The organism is Rhizobium zaerense (assembly GCF_051810725.1).
Taxonomy (GTDB): Bacteria; Pseudomonadota; Alphaproteobacteria; order Rhizobiales; family Rhizobiaceae; genus Rhizobium; species Rhizobium leguminosarum_I.
Genome location: NZ_JBPWQY020000003.1, coordinates 304,409 through 326,750, shown reverse-complemented (window position 1 = coordinate 326,750; position 22,342 = coordinate 304,409). Strand labels below are relative to the sequence as shown.

Here is a 22,342-nt window from a genome sequence, read left to right as displayed (position 1 = left end):
TCACGCAAATCCTGATAAATCGGGTCATTTTGCGCAAATGATCGTGAGTCTGCCGATTCCGTCAAGCGATTTCTTGGTTAGCCAATGGATAACAAACCGGATTCGACAAAAAAATCATCTAGAATTTCGGAATCTTAGCTGAGTTGTCAGCTGACAATGGCGGTCGTGTCCGAATCCATCAAAGCCAATAATAAAGTATCGCAGCACATCTTCGATGCGACTCAGCGTCGTTACCGGATCATCATTTATAAGCGGACGAATGGTGCAAGTTTTCGGTTTCCAGCCCATGGACGGGTTCATTGCCGGAAGACTTGTCATTTCCGTCCTGTGTTTCAGGATCGCGGCGTGACTGGGCAAGGCCGAGCATCTGTTCGAGACGACCAGCATTGAGCGGAGCGCTTATTCCCTTGAAGTTCATGATCCATCTTTCGTCTGCGCATCGATTGCGTGAAGGCGCAAAGGTTAAGCGCAATTTGGATCTGCCGAGAACCATCCGTCGACGTTATCACCATCTTTTCCGATGCGAGGCGAGAAAGGGGAGGAGACCTCCATCTTTCAAGCGCCGCTCTGAAATGCAGTCTTCGGCGGCGGCGCTCGCCGTCTCGGATCTCTTCTGCGCGCAAAGATCGAAGAGCGCCGCGCAGGTGCCGCCTGCCATGCGAAAGGCCACATCTTTGCCGACACCGGCGAACCGGCGCTGTCTCCGATCATGCGGCATCGCCGGAGTTCCGAGCTGCCGGTGTGGGTGTTACTCCAGGACAGCGCTGTTGCTGCGCGCCATCGGGGGAGGGGGCGTGCAGCCTGAATGTTCTTGCCGATCTAGTCGGCGGAATGCTGAGGGGGCAGGTGCCGTTAAGGAAGTTGGGGGTCGTATGTCCGAGATCCGATCAATCGTCAGGCCAAGCCGCTGCCACCGGTCCAATCACATGCCGGCAGTTGAGCACGAACCAGGGTTGACGACATCCCGATGCGTCATCAACCGCAAAGATCACAACAGCGCATGCTAGGCGAATCAGGTCTCGGCGGGTATGATCGGCAGGTGCCGTTGTCGCACACGTTCTGCCGCTAGCCCGATTGATCAGATCCCACTCCATGTCTCGCAAAGCGGCAATCTTTCCTAACGGAACTTATCGACCAGTTCGCTTCCGCCTAGGGAATTCCTTCTTGTTTACCTGCTATTTACCATAATCCTCCACGGCGCCGGCCGAGCCCGCATCGCGGTCGCTCGTGCGTTCCTTGACAGCAGGGTTGCGCGGCGCAAGGATTCCACTAACGCGCCTTCGTTCCCTCGCGATTGGTAAAATGCGCGTTGCCCAATCCCGTGCCGATGGTAAGCACTGCCCATCTCGACACGTCGTTCATAAAAGGGATCTGCGACAATCCCTGCACGACGGCGTCGTTGTGCATCATCACGAATGTGCTGTCGTCGCCGATCTCAGGAATAGCCTTCATCAGTGCGGCGGGAAGGTTGAAGCTGTCGCTCTCCCAGTTTCCGCCGGGCAGGTTCTGTCCGCCGCGTTCGATCGAGCCGTCGGCTTTGATGATGCCGGGACATGCTATGCCGATGATTGGCGCAGGCTTCAGATTGGCTTTCTCGGCCTTGCCGATTTGATCCTCTAACATTGCGGCCAGCTTCTCGACGGTCGCGGTGCGGCTCGGCTCGTCGTCGGCATGACGCCAGATGGCGGATTCCCAGACGCTTGCATCCCCAAAATTTGGCACGTCGTCCTTTCCGAATTTAACAACGCCAGCGCGAACATTCGTGCCGCCGATATCGACGGCGAGGATCGCCTCGTGACCTTTGAACATCCAGCGCGGCATCAGGTGGACCGCGCCGATCAGTCCGGCCTCATCGGGGTGGTGAACGATCGGCACGACTTCGACGTCGACCCCGGCCGCTTTGAGAATGACCATCGTCCTGGCGATAGTTAGTTCGCCAAAGTGGCTCCGACGGAAGCCGCCGCCAACGACGATGCGTTCTGTCTTTCCCCAACGTTTATCCTTCAGAAACTTGCCGATCACATCGGCAAAGTCTTGCGCAAAATCCTCCACTGCTCCCATGACCAACGCCGCCGCCGCCAAATCATCGCCCTTCAAAAGGGCGTCGATTTTTTTCTTGGAGAGTTTCTCCGTCGCGGTCTTGCCTATTGGGTCGTCTCCGACCTTGCGGATGCGTTTTCTCCAATCGTCGAGCTTCTGTTGGAACGTCTTTTTATTTGCGTTGTCGCCAACGAAACCATCCTTGTCACGCAGTTCGTTGTTGTAGTCGTCGATCGTCACCAATGGCAGATTTAAAGCGCCATGTGCCAGCGGGGCATTGACCTGATCACGGGGATCGGAACTGCTTTTGGCCATCAATGTACCTTCTACGGCGCGAGTGCTCGAACGGGCGGCGAGATACAACGCGGACCAGCCTCTGTATGTTCCGGAGTCTGAAAGGCCACCTTGTCCCCGTCGACTAGCGACCTAGCTTCAATAATTGCAGAGTTTGGAGAATGCCGTGCAGGACGACACCGCTACTCAGGAAATGCTTTCAATGGTCTTGGAGGAACCGGACCACTGGGCGATGTTTCTCGATATCGACGGGACGCTGCTCAACCTTGCGCCTACACCGGATGCGATCGAGGTGCCGGAGGAGCTTCCTGGACAACTTCATCGGCTGTCGAACAAGCTCGGCGGTGCCTTGGCATTGGTCACCGGACGATCGCTTGCCTATGCAGACGCGCTGTTCAAACCCTTTGCATTTCCGACAGCAGGCCTGCACGGCGCAGAAATCAGGAACGCCGCCGGCATGCAGACGATCGAGGCGACAGCTGAGTTTCAGGCGCTGAAGCGTGCCCTGACCGCGGAAGCCGAGCACTATCCTGGCGTCTTGATCGAGGACAAGGGCGCGGCCGTTGCCGCCCATTACCGGCTCGCGCCTGAATATGAAAAGGTGCTCGAAGACCGGATGCATCATTATGCGGAGCTCGCCGGCCCGAACTGGGCATTGCAACTCGGTAAGATGGTATTCGAGCTGCGTCCGGCACGATCAAGCAAGGGCGATGCGCTGGAGCGGTTTTTTCAGTCCGACCCGTTCAAGAACCGCTCCCCGATTACTATCGGCGATGATCTGACCGACGAGTCGATGTTTGCGATCGCCAATGCGCGTGGCGGCGTTTCCGTGCGTGTTGGCGCAATCGGTGCCCCGAGCTGCGCCACCAGCCGGCTGTCCTCTTCTGCGCTGGTCAGAAACGTCATTGCAGCCTTGGCCGCTTGAGGCCGGCCCCGGGCAATGTGCAATGCGGATTGCTGTCGTCTTTACGACGGCTGCGCAGCGTCAATTGTCAAAAAAGTATCGGTTTTGACCGGGAATCGTGGTGGCGGGCGTGACACGAGCCCATTACACTCCGCTTCAACAATAAAGCCAAAAAGGGAATTTGGCTGGCGGGCTTCGAACCGTCCTCGGAGGAGGAAACAATGGAACCTGACTTGGAAGTCATTCAGATCAGGCCAGGCGAATCTTTCGCAACGAAGGCGCATGGCTATCCCTATCATACGGTTCGTTGGCATTTTCACCCGGAATACGAACTGCATCTCGTCGTGGCGACAACGGGACGCTATTTCGTCGGCGACTTCATCGGCGAGTTCGAGCCTGGCAACCTTGTGCTTGCCGGGCCTAATCTTCCCCATAACTGGATCAGCGATGTCCCGAAAGGATCGAGCATTCCGCTTCGATGTCAGCTCATCCAGTTCAGCGAGAATTTTATCAGCGACACGATGAAGGTGCTGGCCGAACTTGGCCCGTTCGATCCAGTTCTTGAAGCCTGCCGCCGCGGCGTGCTCTTCGGCGCCGACACGAGCCGGCAGGTTGCGCCTCTGATGAACGAGGTGCAGCAGGCCCATGGTGTGCGTCGCATCGAGCTCTTCATGATGATCGTCGGCCTGCTCAGCCGGGCGCAGGATTCCCAGCTTCTCGCCAGCCCGAACTATCTGCCGGATCCATCGGGCTACATGTCGGCCGGCATCAACAAGGCGCTCGCCTATATCAGGGAGAACCTGACGAAATCCTTCGACGAAGCCGATCTCGCGGCGATCGCCGAACAGTCGACCGGCGCCTTTTCGCGCGCGTTTCGCCGCCATACCGGCATGTCGCTGGTACAGTATGTGAAACGCCTGCGCATCAATCTCGCCTGCCAGATCCTGATGAGCGATGACCACGCATCGATCACCGATATCTGCTTCGAGGTCGGCTTCAACAATCTGTCCAACTTCAACCGGCAGTTTCTCGCGGAAAAAGGCATGACGCCTTCCCGTTTCCGGCGGTTGTTGGGTGACAATATCAACGTGGCAAAGGCGGCCTAGAGGAGCCGAACGAGCACGTCCAAAGGACGAGGGAGGACGAGGAGGAGGAACGAAAACTGACACTGACTTGAACGCGGGCACGCGATGAGCGGCTCGCGACCGGAGATGCTTGTCCTCAAAAACGTCAAACCACCGGGACAGGCGCGACCGTTCATCCAGCCGAACGGCCACAGCAAAACAGTGCAATCACGAACCTACACAATTATTTCAACGGGAGGAGATGGAAATGATGAAATTCTCAACACAGGCGGCAGGCGCCGCGGTATTTGTCCTGTCTTTGCTGGGCGGTACTTCCGCCTTTGCGCAAACGGCCGTTTCGGATGCGACAGTGGCATTCCTCATGCCCGACCAGGGCTCGACCCGCTACGAGGAGCACGATCACCCGGGCTTCGTCGCGGAAATGAAGAAGCTTTGCGCGTCGTGCAAGGTTCTCTATCAAAACGCCGATGCCGATATTGCGAAACAGCAGCAACAGTTCAATTCGGCCATCACGCAAGGCGCCAAGGTCATCGTGCTGGACCCGGTGGATTCGGCGGCCGCCGCATCGCTCGTCCAGCTCGCACAGAGCCAGGGCGTCAAGGTCATTGCCTATGACCGTCCTATCCCGAAGGGGAAGGCCGATTTCTACGTGTCCTTCGACAACAAGGCGATCGGCAAGGCAATCGCGGAATCGCTCGTCCAGCATCTGAAGGCTGAGAACGTGCCGACCGACGGCGGCGGCATCCTGCAGATCAACGGCTCGCCGACCGATGCGGCTGCCGGGTTGATCAAGGACGGTATTCACGAGGGTCTGGCGAGCGGTGGATACAAGACGCTTGCCGAATTCGACACGCCCAACTGGCAGCCCGCCAACGCCCAGCAATGGGCCGGCGGCCAGATCACCCGTTTCGGCAAACAGATCGTCGGCGTGGTCGCCGCCAATGACGGCACCGGTGGCGGCGCCATCGCAGCCTTCAAGGCCGCGGGTGTCGATCCCGTGCCGCCGGTGACCGGCAATGATGCGACCATCGCCGCGCTGCAGCTGATCATAGCAGGGGATCAGTACAATACGATCTCCAAGCCGAGCGAAATCGTCGCCGCCGCCGCTGCCGACGTCGCCGTGAAGCTCCTGGCCGGAGAAACGCCGAAGGCAGAAATGACGCTTTACGACACGCCCGCACAGCTCTTCGTACCGGCTGTCGTGACCGCCGAAAACTTAAAGGCGGAGATCATCGACAAGAAGATCAACACTGCCGAGGAGCTGTGCACCGGCCGCTATGCCGACGGTTGCAAGAAGCTCGGCATCACCAAGTAGTCGAGCCAAGGGAAAGCGCGGCTGGGCCGCCGGTCGCGCTTCCGATTTTCGCTTTTTCAAAAGGCCAGGCAATGTCTGAAACCTCTCATACTCCTGACCCTTCCCGTCGGCCTGTCCTCAGTCTGCGGGGAATATCGAAGAACTTCGGGGCAGTGTCGGCGCTCACCGATATCGAACTCGACGTGTATGCCGGCGAGGTCGTGGCGCTGGTGGGTGACAACGGCGCCGGCAAATCGACGCTGGTCAAGATCCTGGCCGGCGTGCACCAGCCAAGCTCGGGTGCGATCTTCTTCGAAGACAAACCGGTCAACCTGTCGAGCCCGAGCGCGGCTCTCGACCTCGGCATCGCCACCGTCTTCCAGGATTTGGCGCTTTGCGAAAATCTTGACGTCGTCGCGAATATCTTTCTCGGCAAGGAGCTCAGTCCGTTTCAGCTCGATGAGGTCGCGATGGAGATCGCCGCCTGGAAGCTCTTGAACGAGCTTTCCGCCCGCATTCCGAGCGTGCGCGAACCCGTCGCCTCACTCTCCGGCGGACAGCGCCAGACGGTCGCGATCGCCCGATCGCTGCTGCTCGAGCCGAAACTGATCATGCTCGACGAACCCACAGCTGCACTTGGCGTTGCCCAGACCGCCGAGGTGCTTGACCTCATCGAGCGCGTTCGGGAGCGCGGCCTCGCCGTCATCATGATCAGCCACAATATGGAGGACGTTCGTGCCGTCGCGGACCGTATTGTCGTCCTTCGGCTCGGCCGCAACAACGGCACCATGCCGCCTGACGCATCCAACGAACAGCTTGTCAGCGCCATCACCGGCGCATCCAACAATTCCGTCTCCCGCCGCGCGATGCGCCGCAAGGCGCAAAGCCAACAGAACGAGGAGGGCAGGCCATGATGAAGACGATCCAGAATGAATCGGCAGCACCGGCACTCCTCGACCGAAGTGACGAAAGAGTGCACCATGACGATAGCCTTGCCGGCTCGATCCGCGCCTTTAGGGATCGCATCCGCTCCGGCGATCTCGGTTCGCTTCCGGTCATTGTCGGCCTGGCGATCATCTGGACGGTGTTCCAGGCACTCAATCCGGTGTTTCTCTCGAGCAGCAACCTCGTCAACATGCTGTTCGATTGCTCGACGGTCGGCGTCATCTCGCTGGGTATCGTCTGCATCCTGATGGTGGGTGAGATCGACCTTTCCGTCGGCTCCGTCAGCGGCTTCGCCTCGGCACTGGTCGGCGTCTTCTGGGTCAACCAGGGTTGGCCAGTGGTCCTGGCAGTCCTCGCCGCCATGGTAGTCGGCGCCCTGATCGGCTCGCTCTACGCGTTTGTCTTCAACCGCTTCGGCATGCCGAGTTTCGTGTCGACGCTGTCGGGGCTGCTCGCGGTTCTCGGCCTGCAGCTCTATATCCTCGGAGCGACCGGTTCGATCAATCTTCCCTATGGTTCCTGGCTGGTGAGTTTCGGCCAGATCATGGTCATGCCGGACCCGGTCGCCTATCTGCTGGTGGCACTTGCCGGAATTGCCTACTTCTTCGCCAGCTACCGCACGTCGGCGCGCCGGCGGGCCGCCGGCCTGTCGGCGAAATCGGCTCGCGGGCTGCTTCTGCGCGCCGTCATCATCACACTGGCTCTTGAAGCTGTCGCGTTTTATCTCAACCAGTCGCGCGGCATTCCGTGGATGTTTGGGCTTTTCGTCGGGCTCACCGCCGCGATGAATTATGCGCTGACGCGCACCAAATGGGGACGCTCGATGCATGCCGTCGGCGGCAACAGGGAGGCCGCCCGTCGTTCCGGCATCAACGTCTCTCGCATCTATACGAGCGCTTTCGTCATGTGCGCCCTGCTTGCGGCAACCGGCGGCGTGCTCTCCGCCGCACGGCTGGCGACGGCAAGTCAGCAGGCCGGCACGGGCGACGTCAATCTCAATGCCATCGCCGCAGCAGTTATCGGCGGCACGAGCCTGTTTGGCGGGCGCGGCAGTGCCTATTCAGCCCTTCTCGGCATCATCGTCATTCAGTCGATCGCAAGCGGGCTGACGCTTCTCGATCTGTCATCGTCACTTCGATACATGATCACCGGCGCTGTCCTTGCCGTCGCCGTCATCGTCGACTCGCTGGCACGCCGATCGCGAATTTCGCACGGCCGAGCCTAAAGCAACCGAGAAAACAGAGGAAGAAAATGGGACAGGATCTGTCTGGAAAAGTCGCGGCCGTCACCGGAGCGGCGTCGGGTATCGGCCTGGAATGCGCCAAGGCTTTGCTTGCCGCCGGCGTTCGGGTGGTGCTGGTCGACCGTAACGAGGAAGCGTTGCGGGAAATCTGCTCGAAACTCGACGCCAACGCCATCCCCTTGGTCATCGATCTCACCGATCCAAAAAGCGTCGCACGGATGATGCCTGAGATTCTGGAGAAAGCCGGCCAGCTGGACATCTTCCACGCCAATGCCGGCTCCTATATCGGCGGCGAGGTGCTGGACGGCGATCCGGATGCCTGGGACCGGATGCTCAATCTGAACATCAACGCCGCATTCCGTTCGGTGCATGCCGTTCTGCCGCACATGGTCGAGCGCAAGACCGGGGATATCATCCTGACAAGTTCGGTTGCCGGCATGATCCCAGTCGTCTGGGAGCCGATCTACACGGCCTCGAAACATGCGGTCCAGGCATTCGTCCATACGCTGAGGCGGCAGGTAGCCAAGCATGGCTTGCGCGTCGGCGCCGTCGCTCCAGGCCCCGTGGTCACCGCCCTTCTCAGCGACTGGCCGCAGGAGAAGCTGGATGAGGCGCTCGCCGCGGGCGGCCTGATGGAGGCGAACGAAGTGGCCGAAGCGGTGCTCTTCATGCTGACGCGCCCACGCAACATCACGATCCGCGATCTTGTCATTCTGCCGCAAAGCGCCGACATCTGACGAAAGTGCTATCGCCTTCAACAATCGCGGAACGCCTACTCAAGAGGAAACGGCCATGATCTTCGACAGATTTCGCCTGAACGGACAGGTGGCATTGGTGACCGGCGGCACGCGCGGCATCGGGCTTGCGATCGCCGAGGCGCTCGGCGAGGCGGGCGCCAAAGTCCTCATCACGGGACGAACTCGCAATACCGCGGCAGAAGGCCGGCTCTCCAAGGCCGGCGTCGATTGCGATTTCATCGCCGCTGACCTCATGAAGGAAAGTGCTGCCGACGAACTCGTCGGTGAAACCCTTTCACGAACAGGACGGCTCGACATCCTCGTCAACAATGCCGGCATCGCCATTCATGGCGACAGCGGCGAGTTTTCCGATGCCATCTGGCGCGAGATCATGACCGTCAATGTCGACGCCGTCTTCCGCGCCTGCCGCGCCGCACTCGCACCCATGCGGCGCCAGGGCGGCGGCGTCATCCTCAATATCGGTTCGATGTCGGGCATCGTGTCCAATATTCCGCAGAACCAGGTCGCCTATAACACCTCCAAGGCAGCGGTCCACATGATGACCAAGAGCCTCGCTAGCGAGGTTGCCGCTGAAAACATCCGCGTCAACGCCATCGCCCCCGGCTATATCGAGACCGATTTGTCGCGCGGCGGCATCGACAATCCCGACTGGTTTCCGACCTGGCGCAATATGACCCCGATGGGACGCGTCGGGCAGCCGGAGGAGGTGGCGGGTGCCGCATTGTTCCTCTGCTCGGCGGCGGCAAGTTATGTCACCGGCGAAGTGCTGGTTATCGACGGCGGTTATACGACGCGCTGAGACGCGAACGCGAGATTGGGGAGGGTGCTCGCGGCCGCTTGGTCGGGGCGAGGCTTAGAGCATGATGTCGTCCGAAAACCGCTCACACTTTCCGGCATCATGCTATAGGCAATCGAGCATCCACTGGACGCCAAAACGATCGGTGAACTTGCCGTAGTAGCTCCCCCATGGCTGGACGGCCAGTGGCGTCGTGATTTTGCCGCCTTCGACTAGCCGAGCGAAGAGCCTGTCGGTACTGTCGCGGTCGTCCGTGATCACGATATGGGCGGAGCCTCGCATCGGCTCGGCATCGTGATTGTCCGAGGCGAAGAACAGAATACCAGGTCCTTCGAAACGAGCGTGCATCACCTTGCCCCGCATGGCTTCGCTCGCAACGGACATCCCGTCAGCGCCGTGGCGCTTCAATTGCGTGATCCGGCCAAGCCCGCATTCGGCATAGAAGGCGAGCGCCTCTTCGCAACCGGTGGAAAAGAACAGATAGTTGGCAAGCTGCATGGCTTGGCTCCGTCAAGGCGCCGGACCGCGACGCCTTGGTGTCGCCGGCCCGGCATTGCGTCAAGTCTGAGATTTCCGAGCGTACGCCGCGATCGTTACGAGGCGGCAACCGCACCCTGGATGGCGCCGACGAGATCGGCGTTGTTGTAGCTGCGGCCAGCGATACCCCAGGCCCCTTCAGGTGCGTAGACGATGTTCGACCATATGTGTTCGCGCTTGAGCCGGCCCTCGGCGGCCCGTTCGATGACATCGGCCGCTTTTTCGAAGAAGGACTGTCTTGCTTCAGCGCTCACCAGCGCTATCTCGGGCAGCTTGAGCTCGACGAAGGCTGCAGCGACCGGCTCTCCAGCCGCAAGCACATGCTTCCGCGGCAGCACGTTGATCGTACCGATAATATTGGCTGTCATGAAGTCATTGCCGGTCAAGCCGGCGGCATCGAGCACTGCCTCCGTCAATCCGGCAAAGGCTTGGGCCTGAGCCTCCTGCGAAAGCAGGCCTTCAGGCACGGTGAGTGTGATAGGCATCGTATATCTCCCTGTTTGAACCGTGACCGCTTTTGATATATACCGATCACTCTTTATACGTACACATCGATCGCTCTCTTAGCAAGGCATAAAGAGTGATCACTCTTACAAAGGATATTCATGCGATACAGTGCCGAACACAAGCAGGAGACCCGAACGCGCGTCATTGCGGCGGCTGGACAGGTTTTCAGAAAGGAAGGCTATGGCGGTGCGGGCATCGATGCATTGACCAAGGCGGCTGGCGTGACCAACGGTGCCTTCTATGGACATTTCAAGTCCAAGGGCGAAGCCTTTCGCACCGCCGTGCTGACGGGCCTCGAAGAGCTGCGGCAAGGAATTGCGGCGCTAAAGGCCAGTGAACCGAAAGACTGGCTGACGACATTCGTCGGCTACTATCTCGGCTATAAAAGAACCTGCGATCTGGGCGAGAGCTGCGCTCTGCCGAGCCTTTCCCCCGACGTCATGCGCGCAGACGATGAAACACGAAGCGCCTATACGACAGAGCTCAAACGTCTCATCGATGAAGTTGCTGTCGGCTTGCCGGAGGGTGAGATACCGGGTCAATCCAAAAGGCGCCGGGAAGATCAGGCGATCTTGCTGCTCGCCATGCTCAGTGGCGGTGTGACCCTCGCCCGCGCGGCTTCCGACCCGGCGCTATCCAAACGCATTGCAGATGTCATCGCGCAGGCTGCATTGACGGCGATAGAGCCTGGAAACTGATCCACTCGCTTGGAGATATTGCCTTGCTCCGGGGATCGCCTTTCGGCGCAGAGCTCCGATCAGTCTCTGGAACGTCAGCTCGGTCCCGGGATGGTGATTTCGAACTCGGCACCGGCGCCGGTCATCTGCAGCAGGCGGATCGTACCGCCATGGGAGCTCAGCATGGCGCGGACGATACCGAGGCCCATGCCGGTACCGCCCTGCTCGCGGCGGGTTGAGAAGAACGGCTGAAAGATCCGTTGGCGATTTGCCTCGGAAATACCGGTGCCGTCGTCACGGACGAGAATGACGGCTGTTCGGGCGTCGGCCGATACTCTGAGTTCCAAGAGCGTGGCGCCGTGCTGAAGAGCGTTTTCGGCAAGATTGGCAAAGACGATGCCGGCTGCCTCCTGTGGAAGAGCAACCGATATTTCGGTGTCGCCTGCGCTGGAAATATCCAGAGCGGGAAATCGCCCGCGCAGCGAGGATATGATGTCCGTGACGCTGCTTTTGCCCTCGGCCACCGGCGTTTCCGCCTGCGCAAGCTCTCTCAACCGCTGCAACAATGCATCGAGCCGGTCTGCGTCAGCGACGATGTTGTCGAGAAAGTGCAAACGCTGCACTTTCGTCATGGGCCTCTCTACGTCATCGTCACGCAAAAGTTCGGCGGCACCCCGGATGGCCGTCAGCGGCGATTTCAGCTCGTGGGAGACATGGGCGGCAAAGGAGCGGACATATTCGGTACGATCGACCAGTTTTCCGGCGAGATCGAGGAAGCTTTGCGACAGGACGGCGATCTCGCGCGTTCCATAGCTTTCCAGCGGCCGGATTGCTCCCTTGCCGCCGCGGGCGATCTCTTCCGTCCGGGCGATCAAAGCGTCGATAGGCCCAGTGATGGTGCGCGTCAGCACATAGGCAACGCCAAGCGTCAGGATGAAGACGACGGCGAGGGCGCCGATTTCCGCCGGTGCCATCCGGTTCGAACTCGCCTCCACGGCACGAAACCAGATGACGATCAGGATCGGCAATGCCATAACCGCTAGAAGCACGACGTAGACGATCAGCGCCAGCGTCGGTCGCCATTTCGTCCTGACTTTCGGTGCCGGCATCAGGCCTTCCTCCCGCTTTTGATGCCGAGCTTGAAGCCGATACCGTGAACGGTTGCGATGATCCCCTGACCGCCGGCCGCCAGGAACTTGGCCCGGATGTTGCGGATATGGCTGTCGATCGTCCGGTCAGCAACACAGGTACCGGCGCCATAGGCCGCTTCCATCAGTTGCTCGCGACTGAAAACCATATCAGGGCGTGACAACAATGCGTCCAGGATTGCGAATTCGAGCGCTGTCATTGCGATGGTGCTCTCGCCAAACATGACCGTCCTGCCGCGCCGATCCAGGCTGAGCTCACCGGCGACAAGGGTGGCGTGGCGTCTTTCAGGCCCCGCTTCATTGCCGCTACGCTTCAAAATCGCCTTGACCCTCGCCACGAGTTCGCGCGGGCTGAACGGTTTGGTGACATAATCGTCTCCGCCGATTTCGAGACCCAGTACCCTGTCGATCTCCTCGTCACGCGCCGAAAGGAACAGGATCGGCAATGCCGACGTCTTGCGGATCTGGCGGCAGACTTCCAGACCATCCATGTCGGGCATGCCGATATCGAGGATGATGAGATCGATGCCGCCGCGGCGGAAGGCGGTCATCGCTTCAGTGCCGTTGCGGGCTGCCATCCAGGCCAGGCCGGCGCGCTCGAGCGCGAAGCAGATCACGTCGCGGATGTGAGGTTCGTCATCGACGACGAGAATGCGCGGCGCCATCCACCAGTCCTGCGTTTGGTTGTCGTGCCTGTTGTTATCGTTCTCGTTCTATCTTGCAATGGGAGACAGAAGATAACTCTCCAGCCGCGCCGCCCGGAAGGTCCAGTTCCGCCAGTCCCGCCGGCGCATCTCAAAATTCCTGGCGAGGTAGTACCGAACTGTCACCGCTTGGCTTCTCTGGTCGATCAGCTGATCCGGAAGCTTGAGGAGATAGAGATCGAGGGCCGGAATGACGGAAGGACCGAGCGAGGAGAGATAATTGAGGTCGAGCGGCAGACCTTCCTGGCTAATTTCCTGGCTGTGGGCGACATTGAAGCGGGCGATCACAGCTGGGAAATCGATGAAGGCGCTGATGTAGAGGACCGCGATCAGGGAGGCGAGGTTGGTGGCCATCAGCCACTCGTTGGATCGGTTGAGCACGATACGCAGCAGGATCAAGGCAAGGCCGATGGCGACGATGCCCATCCAGAGACCGGCGGCGACACGCAATTCGGTCAGCGAATAGGCCTCGACGTAAAGCTCGAGCCGCAGCATCGAAGACAGGCAGAGAAGGATGTTCTGGCCGATCCAGGCATAGACGAAGCGGCGGATCAGCGAGCTTTTATCACCGGGGCCGTTGGGTCGCATGGCAAGCAGCACGAAACCGGCAGCAAGAAGCGCTGTCGCAATCAGCGGATACGCGCCGCGATGAGCATATTCGGCGTGGCTCATGTGATCGGGCAAATCCGCGCCGCCCCAGAGATAGACGAGATCGAGAACCGTCTGCACGGCAAAGAGCGCATTGAAGAGAAGCAGCGAGCGCAACAGCGAGGCATGGCCGAGCGGTGAATTTTTGGTCGGCACGATCATGAACGCCCTTTCGGCTTGCAGCCTCGCAAATCGACGCTTCAGGCGTGGCCGCAGCAAAGCCCAGACCACAGCGGCTGTCATTATCCAGAAGCCGATCCGCCAGGGATCGAGGAACTGCAGCAGAACGTCAAAACGGATGCTGCGCAGCGTGACCTCGATGACGGGATTTGCCGCTGCAAAGAGGAGCAAGAACACCGATGCGAGAATGAGCGGCATGACCCAGAGGCCGGCGCTCCGCCGGACTTCGGTGAGGGAGGAACGATTCGCCGGTGTCGCAAGATATTTCCCGACATCCTCGGCAAGCCGCAAGGGAATGACGAGCGCGAAACGGGAAAACACCAAAGGCAGGCCGTTGAGGCTGCGAGGCATGAGCTTGCCGCTGACGAGAGCCACAGACATCAGCGCGCTGAGGCAAAGGGCAAAGCCCATTACTGACGGTGTTTCGAGCAGAGGTGCCGAAGCCAGGAGCGACAAGCCCAGCAGGAGAGCCGCCGTCGAAGGCGATAGCCCCTTCATGGCCGGGAGCAGAATGCCGGCGCAGACGGCGAGCGCAAAAAGGAAAAGGTTTATCCCGGGCATCTCACCAAAGATCAGAAAATCTGCCAGCGCCACGAGGCCAAGCAGTACGGCTATTCGGCCGGGATAGCGCCTGATGGGCATCGGTGCTGTCAGAATGTTGGTAGTGTCCATTGCTGGTCCTCTCGTAAATGCCGCCCTTCGGTCACGATGAGCATGCTTACGGAGATCTCCTCGAAAGGAGTCCCTCGAGGCCGACCCGTCTCTGTCAGCCACCATCCGTCATTGCGGAGGCGGTCCGGCACAGCGGGCGGTGTGATGCGGGGCGGAATGTCGTTCTTGCTCATGGCATGGAGATGCCCGACCGGATTGCAGATTTTGTGCAAAGAGTGAGGAGCAATTCAGGAATATTGCCTTGACCTGCGAGGTCATTGAGGGGCTCGACACGATCAGGTCCCGGAAATCGGTCTTTCCTGGCGCAGATGGTATCCACAACCGGAAACTCCGCACTAGGTTCAACTGGACCCATCAAATTCGCCGTGGCGAGCTCACAGCACTACGGTGAACGAGATAGCGAGGCAGACGGTCTCTGCCTTCACAATCCACGTATCGCGAGGAGTTTCTCCCAATGCCGGACACCTCACAAGCCCCGAAGACATTCCCAGCTCCCAAGGATCAGCGCCTCCGGGATCTCGCCGACTGCATTCGTTTCCTCTCCATGGACGCGGTTCAACAGGCAAAGAGCGGTCATCCCGGCATGCCGATGGGCATGGCCGATATCGCTGCGGTGCTTTTCTCCGAGTTTCTGAAGTTCGATGCAGCCGATCCATATTGGTTCGATCGCGATCGCTTCGTCATTTCCAACGGTCACGGCTCGATGCTGCTCTACAGCCTGCTTTACCTGACGGGCTACAAGGACATGACCATCGAAGAGATCAAACGCTTCCGGCAGATCGACAGCCGCACCGCGGGTCACCCCGAATATCGCCATGCCGCCGGCATCGAAACGACGACCGGTCCGCTGGGGCAGGGGATTGCAAATTCTGTCGGTCTCGCACTCGGCGAGCGGATTATGAACGCCTCGTTCGGCGACAACCTGGTCAATCACCACACCTACGTCTTTCTGGGTGACGGCTGCCTGATGGAAGGCATCAGCCACGAGGCGATATCGCTTGCCGGACATCTGAAACTCGGAAAACTCATCGCCTTCTGGGACGACAACTCGATCTCGATCGACGGCGCGACCAGCCTTGCCGAATCCGACGACCACCCGGCGCGCTTCCGGGCGGCGAACTGGCACGTCCAGAAAATCGATGGTCACGATACCGATGCGATCCGCGCCGCAATCATCGAAGCGCAGAAGGTGACCGATCGGCCGTCTATGATTGCCTGCAAAACCATCATCGGCTTCGGTTTCCCGACCAGGGCGGGAACGCAGAAGGCCCATAGCGACGCACCCGGCGAAGACGAGATCGCCGGCGCCCGCAAGATCCTCGGCTGGACGTCGCCGCCCTTCGAAATACCGGAAACGCTCTTGAGCGACTGGCGAAAGATCGGCGCGAAAGGGCGGTCGGCGCGGATGGCCTGGGCGGTCCGCGTCCAGACCGCTTCGCCGGGTAAGCGAGACGATTTCGAGCGGCGGATGAAAGGAGAGCTTCCATCCGGCTGGCGCGCCGCCATTGCTGCGGCAAAGCGGGAACTGTCAGGCTCGAAAAGGATCTCGCCACCCGCCAGGCGAGCGGCATCGTGCTCAACCATCTCTTCGATGCGATCCCCGAGCTTCTTGGCGGCTCGGCGGATCTGACGCCTTCGAACAACACCAAGGCCAAGAGCCAGGTCGAGATCAAGCCCGGCGAATATGGCGGATCCTATCTCCACTATGGTGTCCGCGAGCACGGCATGGCGGCAGCGATGAACGGCTTGGCGCTGCATGGGGGGCTTATTCCCTATGGCGGCACGTTCCTGACGTTTTCCGACTATTGCCGCCCGGCGATCCGGCTCGCGGCGATAATGGAAGTGCGTTCGATCTTCGTGATGACACATGACTCGATCGGATTGGGCGAGGACGGGCCGACACATCAGCCGATCGAACATCTGAGCGCATTGCGCGCCATTCCCCGGCTCGCCGTCTATCGCCCGGGCGATCCAATCGAAACGGCCGAGTGCTGGGAGGCGATCTTGGATGCGCCGCGACAGGCAGCACTGATTGCTCTGTCCCGCCAGCCAATGCCGCTTTTACGCCGCGACCCGTCCGACGAGAACTGCTCAGCAAGGGGAGCCTACGTTCTCCAGGAAGCTGAAGGCGGCGAGCGGCAACTGACGATCCTTGCCTCCGGCTCGGAACTGCATCTGGCGGTCGAAGCCCGCTCGGTGCTGCAGGGCGAGGGTATTCGCACGGCCGTGGTTTCGATGCCGTGCAGGCTGCTGTTCGAGAAGCAGAATGCCGCCTACAAGAAATCGGTGCTGGGCGACAGCCGAGCCAGGGTCGCCGTCGAAGCAGGCGTGCAGGATTCCTGGGACCGCTATCTCGGCTTGGACGGCGTATTCGTCGGCATGCATGAATTCGGAGCATCCGGCAAAATCGATGACGTTTACAAGAAGTTCGATATCACCAAAGGCGCAGTGATACGTGCCGGACGTGAGGTGGCCGGAAAGCAAGCCTAGCGTCGCGAACCGCCCACGGGCGGTCCCCAAGCAGGCCACCAGGTCGGGCGCCCCCTATCTAAATCTTGGGGCGCGCCTGGCATTGTGGATCAGCTCGGAGGCGGTCGCGAACGGCCCGAAGAGTTTGAGCAGCAGCGCTTGTTCCTCGGCATCTATATGGTGACGCCCACAAAACTCCGTCACGGACCAGACTTTCGTCAGATCGTCTGTTTCGATCTGCCTGGGTTCGATGTGTTCGGTCACGGCGTGTCCTCCGAACATCGAGACTACGCCACGCCGGCATTTATAAGAACTAGCTAAAAAGTATTATGCCGCTTTGCGGACCGGCTGATGTGATAAGCGGATACACGAAGACGCCCGCCGATTGCGCGGCGGGCGTTGTGTCTCACCGATTTATTGCTGCTGATCAAGCAAGATGAGCGTCGGTGCCCGTGATGTTGAGCGTCAGAACGCCAGCATCCGTGTGGCCTTGGCCATCGGAGATCTTGTAGTACTGGACGGTTTCCGTGACGTTCTGGCCGGCAGCCAGGTCTTCCGTCAGCGTGTAGGTGAATTCGCCATTCGGCTTGACGTGGAAGACGCCATGGTCCCCGACGATGTCGGTAACAGCGTCGAGGCCGCTCTTGGCGCTGACGTTGGTGCCATCGAACTGACGGAGGAAGAGCTTACCGTTGTCGCCGGCAATGTCGTTGTCCAGGACGTTGCCGCCGATGACGCTGCCTTCGTTGAAGCTGTAGTGGTCGTCGACAGCAATCGGCTTTACCTGGGTTACGCCCTGGATGTTCAGAGTGAACAGGCCGACATCGGTATGACCGCTGCCGTCGGAGATCTTGTACGAGACCTTCTCTTGGATCAATTCACCATTGGTGAAGCCGATCTTGGCAGCGGCGCTCAGGACATAGGTGTAGCTGCCATCGGGCTTGACGAAGAAGGTGCCGTAGTCGCCCTGGATCTCGGTGACCTGGCTATTGCCGGCCTTGGCGCCAACGCTCGCGCCATCGAAGGCGCGCAGGAACAGGTGGCCGTTGTCGGAGGAATCGTTGGAAAGCAGATTTCCGGAAATAACGTCGGTTTCTTTAAATGTTGCACTATCATCAGTTGCATGTATCGGCGAAGCCATAGCTCTCTCCTCAAATTGTTTATTGGCGGGTCAATTTTGACCTCAGCGAGCGGCTCCTTTAACAACCCATTAATACTACAAGTCAATGGCCTACTTAACAGAAGGTTAATTTCAAAACCAATCTCCCCGTTGCTTCCATTTCGGCGGATCAATGTCACTTTCAAGCCAAATTGAAGAAAATTTGACAAAAACTATACCCGGTTAACTTGAATAAAACGGCACTGAGTATATCTAAAGGCGATTAGCGATGCCCGCGCCATGCCACCCGGGCCATCCGTTGCAATTTTACGCGCCGATACCTATGTTGCGGAAATACCCGATCAAGCGGAAATCTAAGCCGTTGCTGGCCCATGATTGAAACGCTTGTACATCGGTACGCGCCGTTATGGCTGCGTGACGGGCAATCCCACAAACAATCGATGACGCCGGCCTAGATCGGCAAAGGATTTCTTTTTGAACCACATAAATACAGCCACCGCGGTTGCGGCGGCGAGACCGCGTGAGAATGACGAGGCTGTCCGCCGCGTTGCTGGGAGCTGGAAGCCGTTTCCCTGCCTTCTCACCCGCCGCGAATTGCGGGCTCTGATCGCCGAGCAGCTCGGCTGAGCGGCGATCGTCGCACCACCCAAACAAGGAGAACTTGAAATGCAGGTACTCGTCAGAGACAATAATGTCGATCAAGCGCTCAGGGTCTTGAAAAAGAAAATGCAGCGCGAACGACTGTTCCGTGAAATGAAGGAACGGCGCGCTTATGAAAAGCCGTCCGAACGGCGCGTCAGGGAAAAGGCGCAGGCGATCAGCCGTCAGCGCAAGGCTGCACGCAAGAAGATGCAGCGTGAAGGCCTGCTTGCCGGGCCGAAGCGGGTCGCCACTGCCCGCTAGCAACCATTCCCAACCGGCTTTTCCGGACTTCAGTGGGTACATTCCCCGAAAGGACAGACAATGGACGAACTCAATAGCCTCACCGTTTCCGAGGAACGCCTCGAGGATTGCCGCGATGTGGTGGACCCGGATCTGCAGGATCTGATCCAGCGCGCTCTGACATCGGGCTTTTCCCGGGAGGAAATCCTCATCGCCGTCAGCGAACTGGTCGCCGAAGACTTCGCGATGGTCATGAAAACCCCAAGCGTCCATTGAGGCACGAGCGCAGTGGGAATCATCGTGCAGGAGGATCTCTTTCGTGCGGCGGACCGGACGCTCCCTGAGGGGTTCCGATATTCTGCTGAGATCGTTCGTCCGGATCTTCAGCGCACGGTTCTTGAGGCAATGCCGACGCTTGCCTTCAAAGCCTTCGACTTTCATGGGTTTGAGGGCAAGCGCAGGACGGTTTCCTCCGGCTGGAAATACGACTTCGACAGCCAGCGTGTCAGAAGAGCCGATGCGATGCCGTCGGTGCTGCTTCCCATTCGCGAAGTGGTGGCGCGCTTCGCCGGCATCGAGCCCGATGCGCTCGTGCAGGCGCTGGTCACTGAGTATGGCCCGGGTGCTCCGATCGGCTGGCACAAGGACAAATTCGTCTTCGGCCGGGTCGTCGGTGTCTCCTTGCTCTCGTCTTGCACCTTCAGGCTCAGGCGGCGTGACGGTGCCAAATGGCAGCGGCGATCGCTCGTCCTTGAACCCGGCTCGGCCTATCTCATGGCTGGCGCTTCAAGAACGCTCTGGGAACATTCCATCGCGCCCGTCGACCGCCTGCGTTATTCTATCACCTTCAGGGAATTGGCTGAATAGACCGCCCATTCGGAACATCGGCCTCGGCAGATGGTTCCTTCGTCTTTTGCACAGATGGAGATGACGATGACAGAGCATGACGATGCGACGCGGGTATGGGAGTTGATCGACAAGATCGGTTTTTGCATGCTGACGACCCGCAGCGGCGACGATCTCAAAGCCCGCCCGATGTCCGCCTATACCGCCCAGCTCGAGAATGCGATCTATTTTCTGACGGATGTCAGCAGTCACAAGGACGATGAGATCGCCCGCTGGCCAAACGTCTGCTTGGCCTTTGCCGACACCAAGGGACAGAAATATGTTTCCGTATCGGGGGCGGCCGAGGTGCAGAACGACCGGGCAAAGATCAGGGAATTATGGGCCACGCCCGCAAAGGCGTGGTGGGACAATCCCGACGATCCTTCCATCCGCATCCTCAAGATGACTCCGTCTTCGGCCGAATATTGGGACAGCCCGGGCACGATCATCAGTTATATCAAGATGGCCGCCGCCGCGGTCTCGAACAGCAAACCTGACATGGGCGACAATGCCGAGGTCACACTCTAACGCATAGAAGCGCTCAACGACGTTCCCTCTGGCCGACAAACATCAAGCCTGATTGGCTGATGCCTTGACGAAATCGATGAACGCCCGGAGCGGCGCCGGCACCAGCCGACGTCCGGGATAGTAGAGGAATGGCCCGGAGAAGCGCTGCCACCACGGTTCGAGGATGGGCTCGAGCACGCCGCTGTTGAGATGCGGGCGCAACCAGTCCTCGAAGAGGCAGACGATCCCTGTTCCCGATATCGCTGCATCGACGGCCAAGTCGGTCGCTCCGCCGACCCGCACGATCAGCGGGCCCGTCGGATCGACCCGCACGATCTCACCATCGCGCTCGAACTCCCACGGAGCCGTCATCGCACCGCTGGAAAAGCGACCCAACAGACAGGCATGGCCAAGCAGCTCGCTCGGATGTTGCGGCCGGCCACGGCGATCGAGGTAATCGGGGGAGGCTGCGATGGCAAAGCGTTGGAAGCGTGGCCCGATCGGTATCGCGATCATGTCCTGCTCCAGCCGCTCATCATAGCGGATGCCGGCGTCGCAGCCGGCCGCGATCACGTCGACAAAGCTCTCGTCGGTGACCACCTCCAGCCGAATATCGGGATAGGCGGCGAGGAACGGTGGAACGATGGCCGGCAGCACCAGCCGCGCCGCGCTGACCGGCACATTGAGGCGCAACGCACCGGCCGGCCTGTCGCGAAATCCGTTGACGACGTCGAGGGCAGACTCCACCTCGCTCAAAGCAGGGCCGAGCCGCGCGAGCAAGCCCTTGCCCGCTTCGGTCGGGACAACGCTGCGGGTCGTCCGGTTGAGCAGCCTGACGCCGAGCTGCGCCTCCAGGCGACGCACCGCTTCGCTGAGGAAGGAGGCGCTGCTGCCGCTTATGCGCGCGCCCTCGCGAAAACCCCCGGCACGCGCCACGGCAACGAAGGCATTAAGGTCACCCAGATCTGCTTTCACTGTTCGCCACTCCGCACAGCCCGTGCGGATTGTAGCCAATTTTCACACGGGCCGACAATGCTTATCTTGGGCTTATCTTGGGGCCTATCTTGGTGTCATCTCTTGAAAGGAGTTAGATCATGTCCACCATCGATCAGTCCGGTACGTTCAACCTCGGCGGCCGCAGCGTGAAGCGGCTCGGCTATGGCGCCATGCAGCTTGCCGGGCCCGGCGTGTTTGGCCCGCCCAAAGATCATGGCGCGGCCTTGGCTGTGCTGCGAGAGGCGGTCGCGAGCGGCGTAAATCACATCGATACCAGCGACTTCTATGGCCCGCACGTCACCAACCAGATCATCCGCGAGGCGCTGCATCCCTATCGCGACGATCTCGTTATCGTCACCAAGATCGGCGCCCGACGTGGCGCGGATGGATCGTGGATTCCGGCGTTCTCGCGCGAAGAGCTGACAGAGGCAGTACACGACAACCTCCGCAATCTCGGCCTCGATGTGCTTGATGTCGTCAATCTGAGGATCATGTTCGACGTGCACGGCCCGGCCGAAGGGTCGATCGAAGCGCCGCTGACGGTGCTGGCCGATCTCCAGCAGCAAGGCCTGGTGCGTCACGTCGGACTGAGCAACGTCACATCCAAGCAAATCACCGAAGGGCGTGGGATCACCGAGATCGTCTGCGTGCAGAACCAGTACAATCTGGCGCGTCGGGCCGACGATGCCCTGATCGACGATCTCGCGCGCGACGGCATTGCCTATGTACCGTTCTTCCCGCTCGGCGGGTTCAGTCCGCTGCAATCTTCCACCCTGTCCGATGTCGCCGCACGCCTTAATGCCACGCCTATGCAGGTGGCACTCGCCTGGCTGCTGCGTCGCGCGGAAAACATCCTGCTGATCCCCGGCACTTCGTCGGTCGGCCATCTCAGGGAGAACCTCGCCGCCGCCGGGCTCGTGCTGCCGGATGACGCCGTCTCGGAATTGAACCGCATGCCTGATGTCGCCGCCTGAAGGCCGCCGGCGTTCCAACGCTACGCCACGCTCTTCCATGGCGTAGCGTAGCAACCCCTGAATCGATTCCGATTTAG

General features: G+C 59.9%; 23 protein-coding genes and 1 pseudogene. 14 read left to right on the top strand and 10 right to left on the bottom strand.

Annotated features, from left to right (window positions below; translation table 11 throughout):
- Window positions 1-241 precede the first annotated feature (241 nt).
- The gene (locus tag ACS4RR_RS27980; protein WP_260112086.1) at window positions 242-418 is read right to left on the bottom strand and encodes a hypothetical protein; all 177 of its coding nucleotides are present in this window, start codon (window positions 416-418) and stop codon (window positions 242-244) included.
- An 851-nt stretch (window positions 419-1,269) separates the two neighbouring features.
- Window positions 1,270-2,355 (bottom strand): ROK family protein, encoded by a 1,086-nt coding sequence (locus tag ACS4RR_RS27975; protein ID WP_260299760.1) that lies wholly within the window; start codon window positions 2,353-2,355, stop codon window positions 1,270-1,272.
- 124 nt (window positions 2,356-2,479) lie between these two features.
- Between ACS4RR_RS27975 and otsB the strand changes: the two genes are divergently transcribed.
- The 7 genes from otsB (at window position 2,480) to ACS4RR_RS27940 (ending at window position 9,362) form a co-directional block, all read left to right on the top strand.
- Window positions 2,480-3,259 carry a trehalose-phosphatase gene (gene otsB, locus ACS4RR_RS27970; RefSeq protein ID WP_170255378.1) on the top strand — a complete coding sequence of 260 codons (780 nt, stop codon included), beginning with the start codon at window positions 2,480-2,482 and terminating at the stop codon, window positions 3,257-3,259.
- Window positions 3,260-3,459: 200 nt separating this feature from the next.
- Window positions 3,460-4,344 (top strand): helix-turn-helix domain-containing protein, encoded by an 885-nt coding sequence (locus tag ACS4RR_RS27965; RefSeq protein WP_170277447.1) that lies wholly within the window; start codon window positions 3,460-3,462, stop codon window positions 4,342-4,344.
- 220 nt (window positions 4,345-4,564) lie between these two features.
- Complete coding sequence (locus ACS4RR_RS27960) at window positions 4,565-5,638, top strand: ABC transporter substrate-binding protein (RefSeq protein WP_222384941.1); 1,074 nt, start codon at window positions 4,565-4,567, stop codon at window positions 5,636-5,638.
- A gap of 71 nt (window positions 5,639-5,709) precedes the next feature.
- Complete coding sequence (locus tag ACS4RR_RS27955) at window positions 5,710-6,531, top strand: ATP-binding cassette domain-containing protein (protein ID WP_170277449.1); 822 nt, start codon at window positions 5,710-5,712, stop codon at window positions 6,529-6,531.
- The gene (locus ACS4RR_RS27950) at window positions 6,528-7,787 is read left to right on the top strand and encodes a sugar ABC transporter permease (RefSeq protein ID WP_456190417.1); all 1,260 of its coding nucleotides are present in this window, start codon (window positions 6,528-6,530) and stop codon (window positions 7,785-7,787) included. Before ACS4RR_RS27955 ends, ACS4RR_RS27950 begins: the two co-directional genes overlap by 4 nt.
- Before the next feature lie 26 nt (window positions 7,788-7,813).
- Window positions 7,814-8,542 carry an SDR family oxidoreductase gene (locus ACS4RR_RS27945; protein WP_017968830.1) on the top strand — a complete coding sequence of 243 codons (729 nt, stop codon included), beginning with the start codon at window positions 7,814-7,816 and terminating at the stop codon, window positions 8,540-8,542.
- A gap of 55 nt (window positions 8,543-8,597) precedes the next feature.
- Window positions 8,598-9,362 carry an SDR family NAD(P)-dependent oxidoreductase gene (locus tag ACS4RR_RS27940; protein ID WP_017968829.1) on the top strand — a complete coding sequence of 255 codons (765 nt, stop codon included), beginning with the start codon at window positions 8,598-8,600 and terminating at the stop codon, window positions 9,360-9,362.
- Window positions 9,363-9,464: 102 nt separating this feature from the next.
- On the opposite strand, the gene ACS4RR_RS27935 is transcribed toward ACS4RR_RS27940, so the two are convergent.
- Both ACS4RR_RS27935 and ACS4RR_RS27930 read right to left on the bottom strand, forming a co-directional pair.
- Window positions 9,465-9,857 (bottom strand): VOC family protein, encoded by a 393-nt coding sequence (locus ACS4RR_RS27935; protein WP_026154633.1) that lies wholly within the window; start codon window positions 9,855-9,857, stop codon window positions 9,465-9,467.
- 95 nt (window positions 9,858-9,952) lie between these two features.
- On the bottom strand, window positions 9,953-10,381 hold the full coding sequence (locus tag ACS4RR_RS27930; protein ID WP_260112083.1) for a Tautomerase enzyme: 429 nt from the start codon (window positions 10,379-10,381) through the stop codon (window positions 9,953-9,955).
- A gap of 120 nt (window positions 10,382-10,501) precedes the next feature.
- Here ACS4RR_RS27930 and ACS4RR_RS27925 point away from each other — a divergent pair, with 120 nt between their 5' ends.
- Window positions 10,502-11,101, top strand: a complete 600-nt coding sequence (locus tag ACS4RR_RS27925; protein ID WP_170259957.1) for a TetR/AcrR family transcriptional regulator — start codon at window positions 10,502-10,504, stop codon at window positions 11,099-11,101.
- 74 nt (window positions 11,102-11,175) lie between these two features.
- Here ACS4RR_RS27925 and ACS4RR_RS27920 read toward each other — a convergent pair whose 3' ends face one another.
- From ACS4RR_RS27920 to ACS4RR_RS27910, 3 genes are read right to left on the bottom strand one after another with little or no spacing between them, the layout of a single operon-like run.
- Window positions 11,176-12,189 (bottom strand): sensor histidine kinase, encoded by a 1,014-nt coding sequence (locus ACS4RR_RS27920; RefSeq protein WP_170277454.1) that lies wholly within the window; start codon window positions 12,187-12,189, stop codon window positions 11,176-11,178.
- Complete coding sequence (locus ACS4RR_RS27915) at window positions 12,189-12,893, bottom strand: response regulator (protein WP_017968902.1); 705 nt, start codon at window positions 12,891-12,893, stop codon at window positions 12,189-12,191. Before ACS4RR_RS27915 ends, ACS4RR_RS27920 begins: the two co-directional genes overlap by 1 nt.
- Window positions 12,894-12,941: 48 nt before the next feature.
- Window positions 12,942-14,432 carry a DUF4153 domain-containing protein gene (locus ACS4RR_RS27910; RefSeq protein ID WP_456190416.1) on the bottom strand — a complete coding sequence of 497 codons (1,491 nt, stop codon included), beginning with the start codon at window positions 14,430-14,432 and terminating at the stop codon, window positions 12,942-12,944.
- A 454-nt stretch (window positions 14,433-14,886) separates the two neighbouring features.
- Here ACS4RR_RS27910 and tkt point away from each other — a divergent pair.
- Window positions 14,887-16,922: pseudogene (tkt, locus tag ACS4RR_RS27905) on the top strand (transketolase).
- Between the two features lie 54 nt (window positions 16,923-16,976).
- On the opposite strand, the gene ACS4RR_RS27900 reads toward tkt, so the two are convergent.
- Both ACS4RR_RS27900 and rapA2 read right to left on the bottom strand, forming a co-directional pair.
- On the bottom strand, window positions 16,977-17,165 hold the full coding sequence (locus ACS4RR_RS27900; protein WP_260112080.1) for a hypothetical protein: 189 nt from the start codon (window positions 17,163-17,165) through the stop codon (window positions 16,977-16,979).
- Between the two features lie 163 nt (window positions 17,166-17,328).
- The gene (gene rapA2, locus ACS4RR_RS27895) at window positions 17,329-18,042 is read right to left on the bottom strand and encodes a calcium-binding lectin RapA2 (RefSeq protein WP_017968823.1); all 714 of its coding nucleotides are present in this window, start codon (window positions 18,040-18,042) and stop codon (window positions 17,329-17,331) included.
- A 645-nt stretch (window positions 18,043-18,687) separates the two neighbouring features.
- Between rapA2 and rpsU the strand changes: the two genes are divergently transcribed.
- The 4 genes from rpsU (at window position 18,688) to ACS4RR_RS27875 (ending at window position 20,316) form a co-directional block, all read left to right on the top strand.
- Complete coding sequence (gene rpsU, locus ACS4RR_RS27890; protein WP_456190415.1) at window positions 18,688-18,924, top strand: 30S ribosomal protein S21; 237 nt, start codon at window positions 18,688-18,690, stop codon at window positions 18,922-18,924.
- A 60-nt stretch (window positions 18,925-18,984) separates the two neighbouring features.
- A complete protein-coding gene (locus ACS4RR_RS27885; protein WP_017968820.1) occupies window positions 18,985-19,179 on the top strand; it encodes a hypothetical protein in 195 nt (64 codons plus the stop codon).
- A gap of 24 nt (window positions 19,180-19,203) precedes the next feature.
- A complete protein-coding gene (locus tag ACS4RR_RS27880) occupies window positions 19,204-19,770 on the top strand; it encodes an alpha-ketoglutarate-dependent dioxygenase AlkB (RefSeq protein WP_456190414.1) in 567 nt (188 codons plus the stop codon).
- A gap of 66 nt (window positions 19,771-19,836) precedes the next feature.
- Window positions 19,837-20,316: a pyridoxamine 5'-phosphate oxidase family protein gene (locus tag ACS4RR_RS27875; protein WP_260112078.1), complete on the top strand. Its 480-nt coding sequence runs from the start codon at window positions 19,837-19,839 to the stop codon at window positions 20,314-20,316.
- Between the two features lie 42 nt (window positions 20,317-20,358).
- Here ACS4RR_RS27875 and ACS4RR_RS27870 read toward each other — a convergent pair whose 3' ends face one another.
- Complete coding sequence (locus tag ACS4RR_RS27870; protein WP_260112077.1) at window positions 20,359-21,270, bottom strand: LysR family transcriptional regulator; 912 nt, start codon at window positions 21,268-21,270, stop codon at window positions 20,359-20,361.
- A gap of 119 nt (window positions 21,271-21,389) precedes the next feature.
- Between ACS4RR_RS27870 and ACS4RR_RS27865 the strand changes: the two genes are divergently transcribed.
- Window positions 21,390-22,265, top strand: coding sequence for an aldo/keto reductase family oxidoreductase (locus tag ACS4RR_RS27865; protein WP_017968816.1), 876 nt, complete (start codon window positions 21,390-21,392; stop codon window positions 22,263-22,265).
- The last annotated feature ends 77 nt before the right edge of the window (window positions 22,266-22,342 follow it).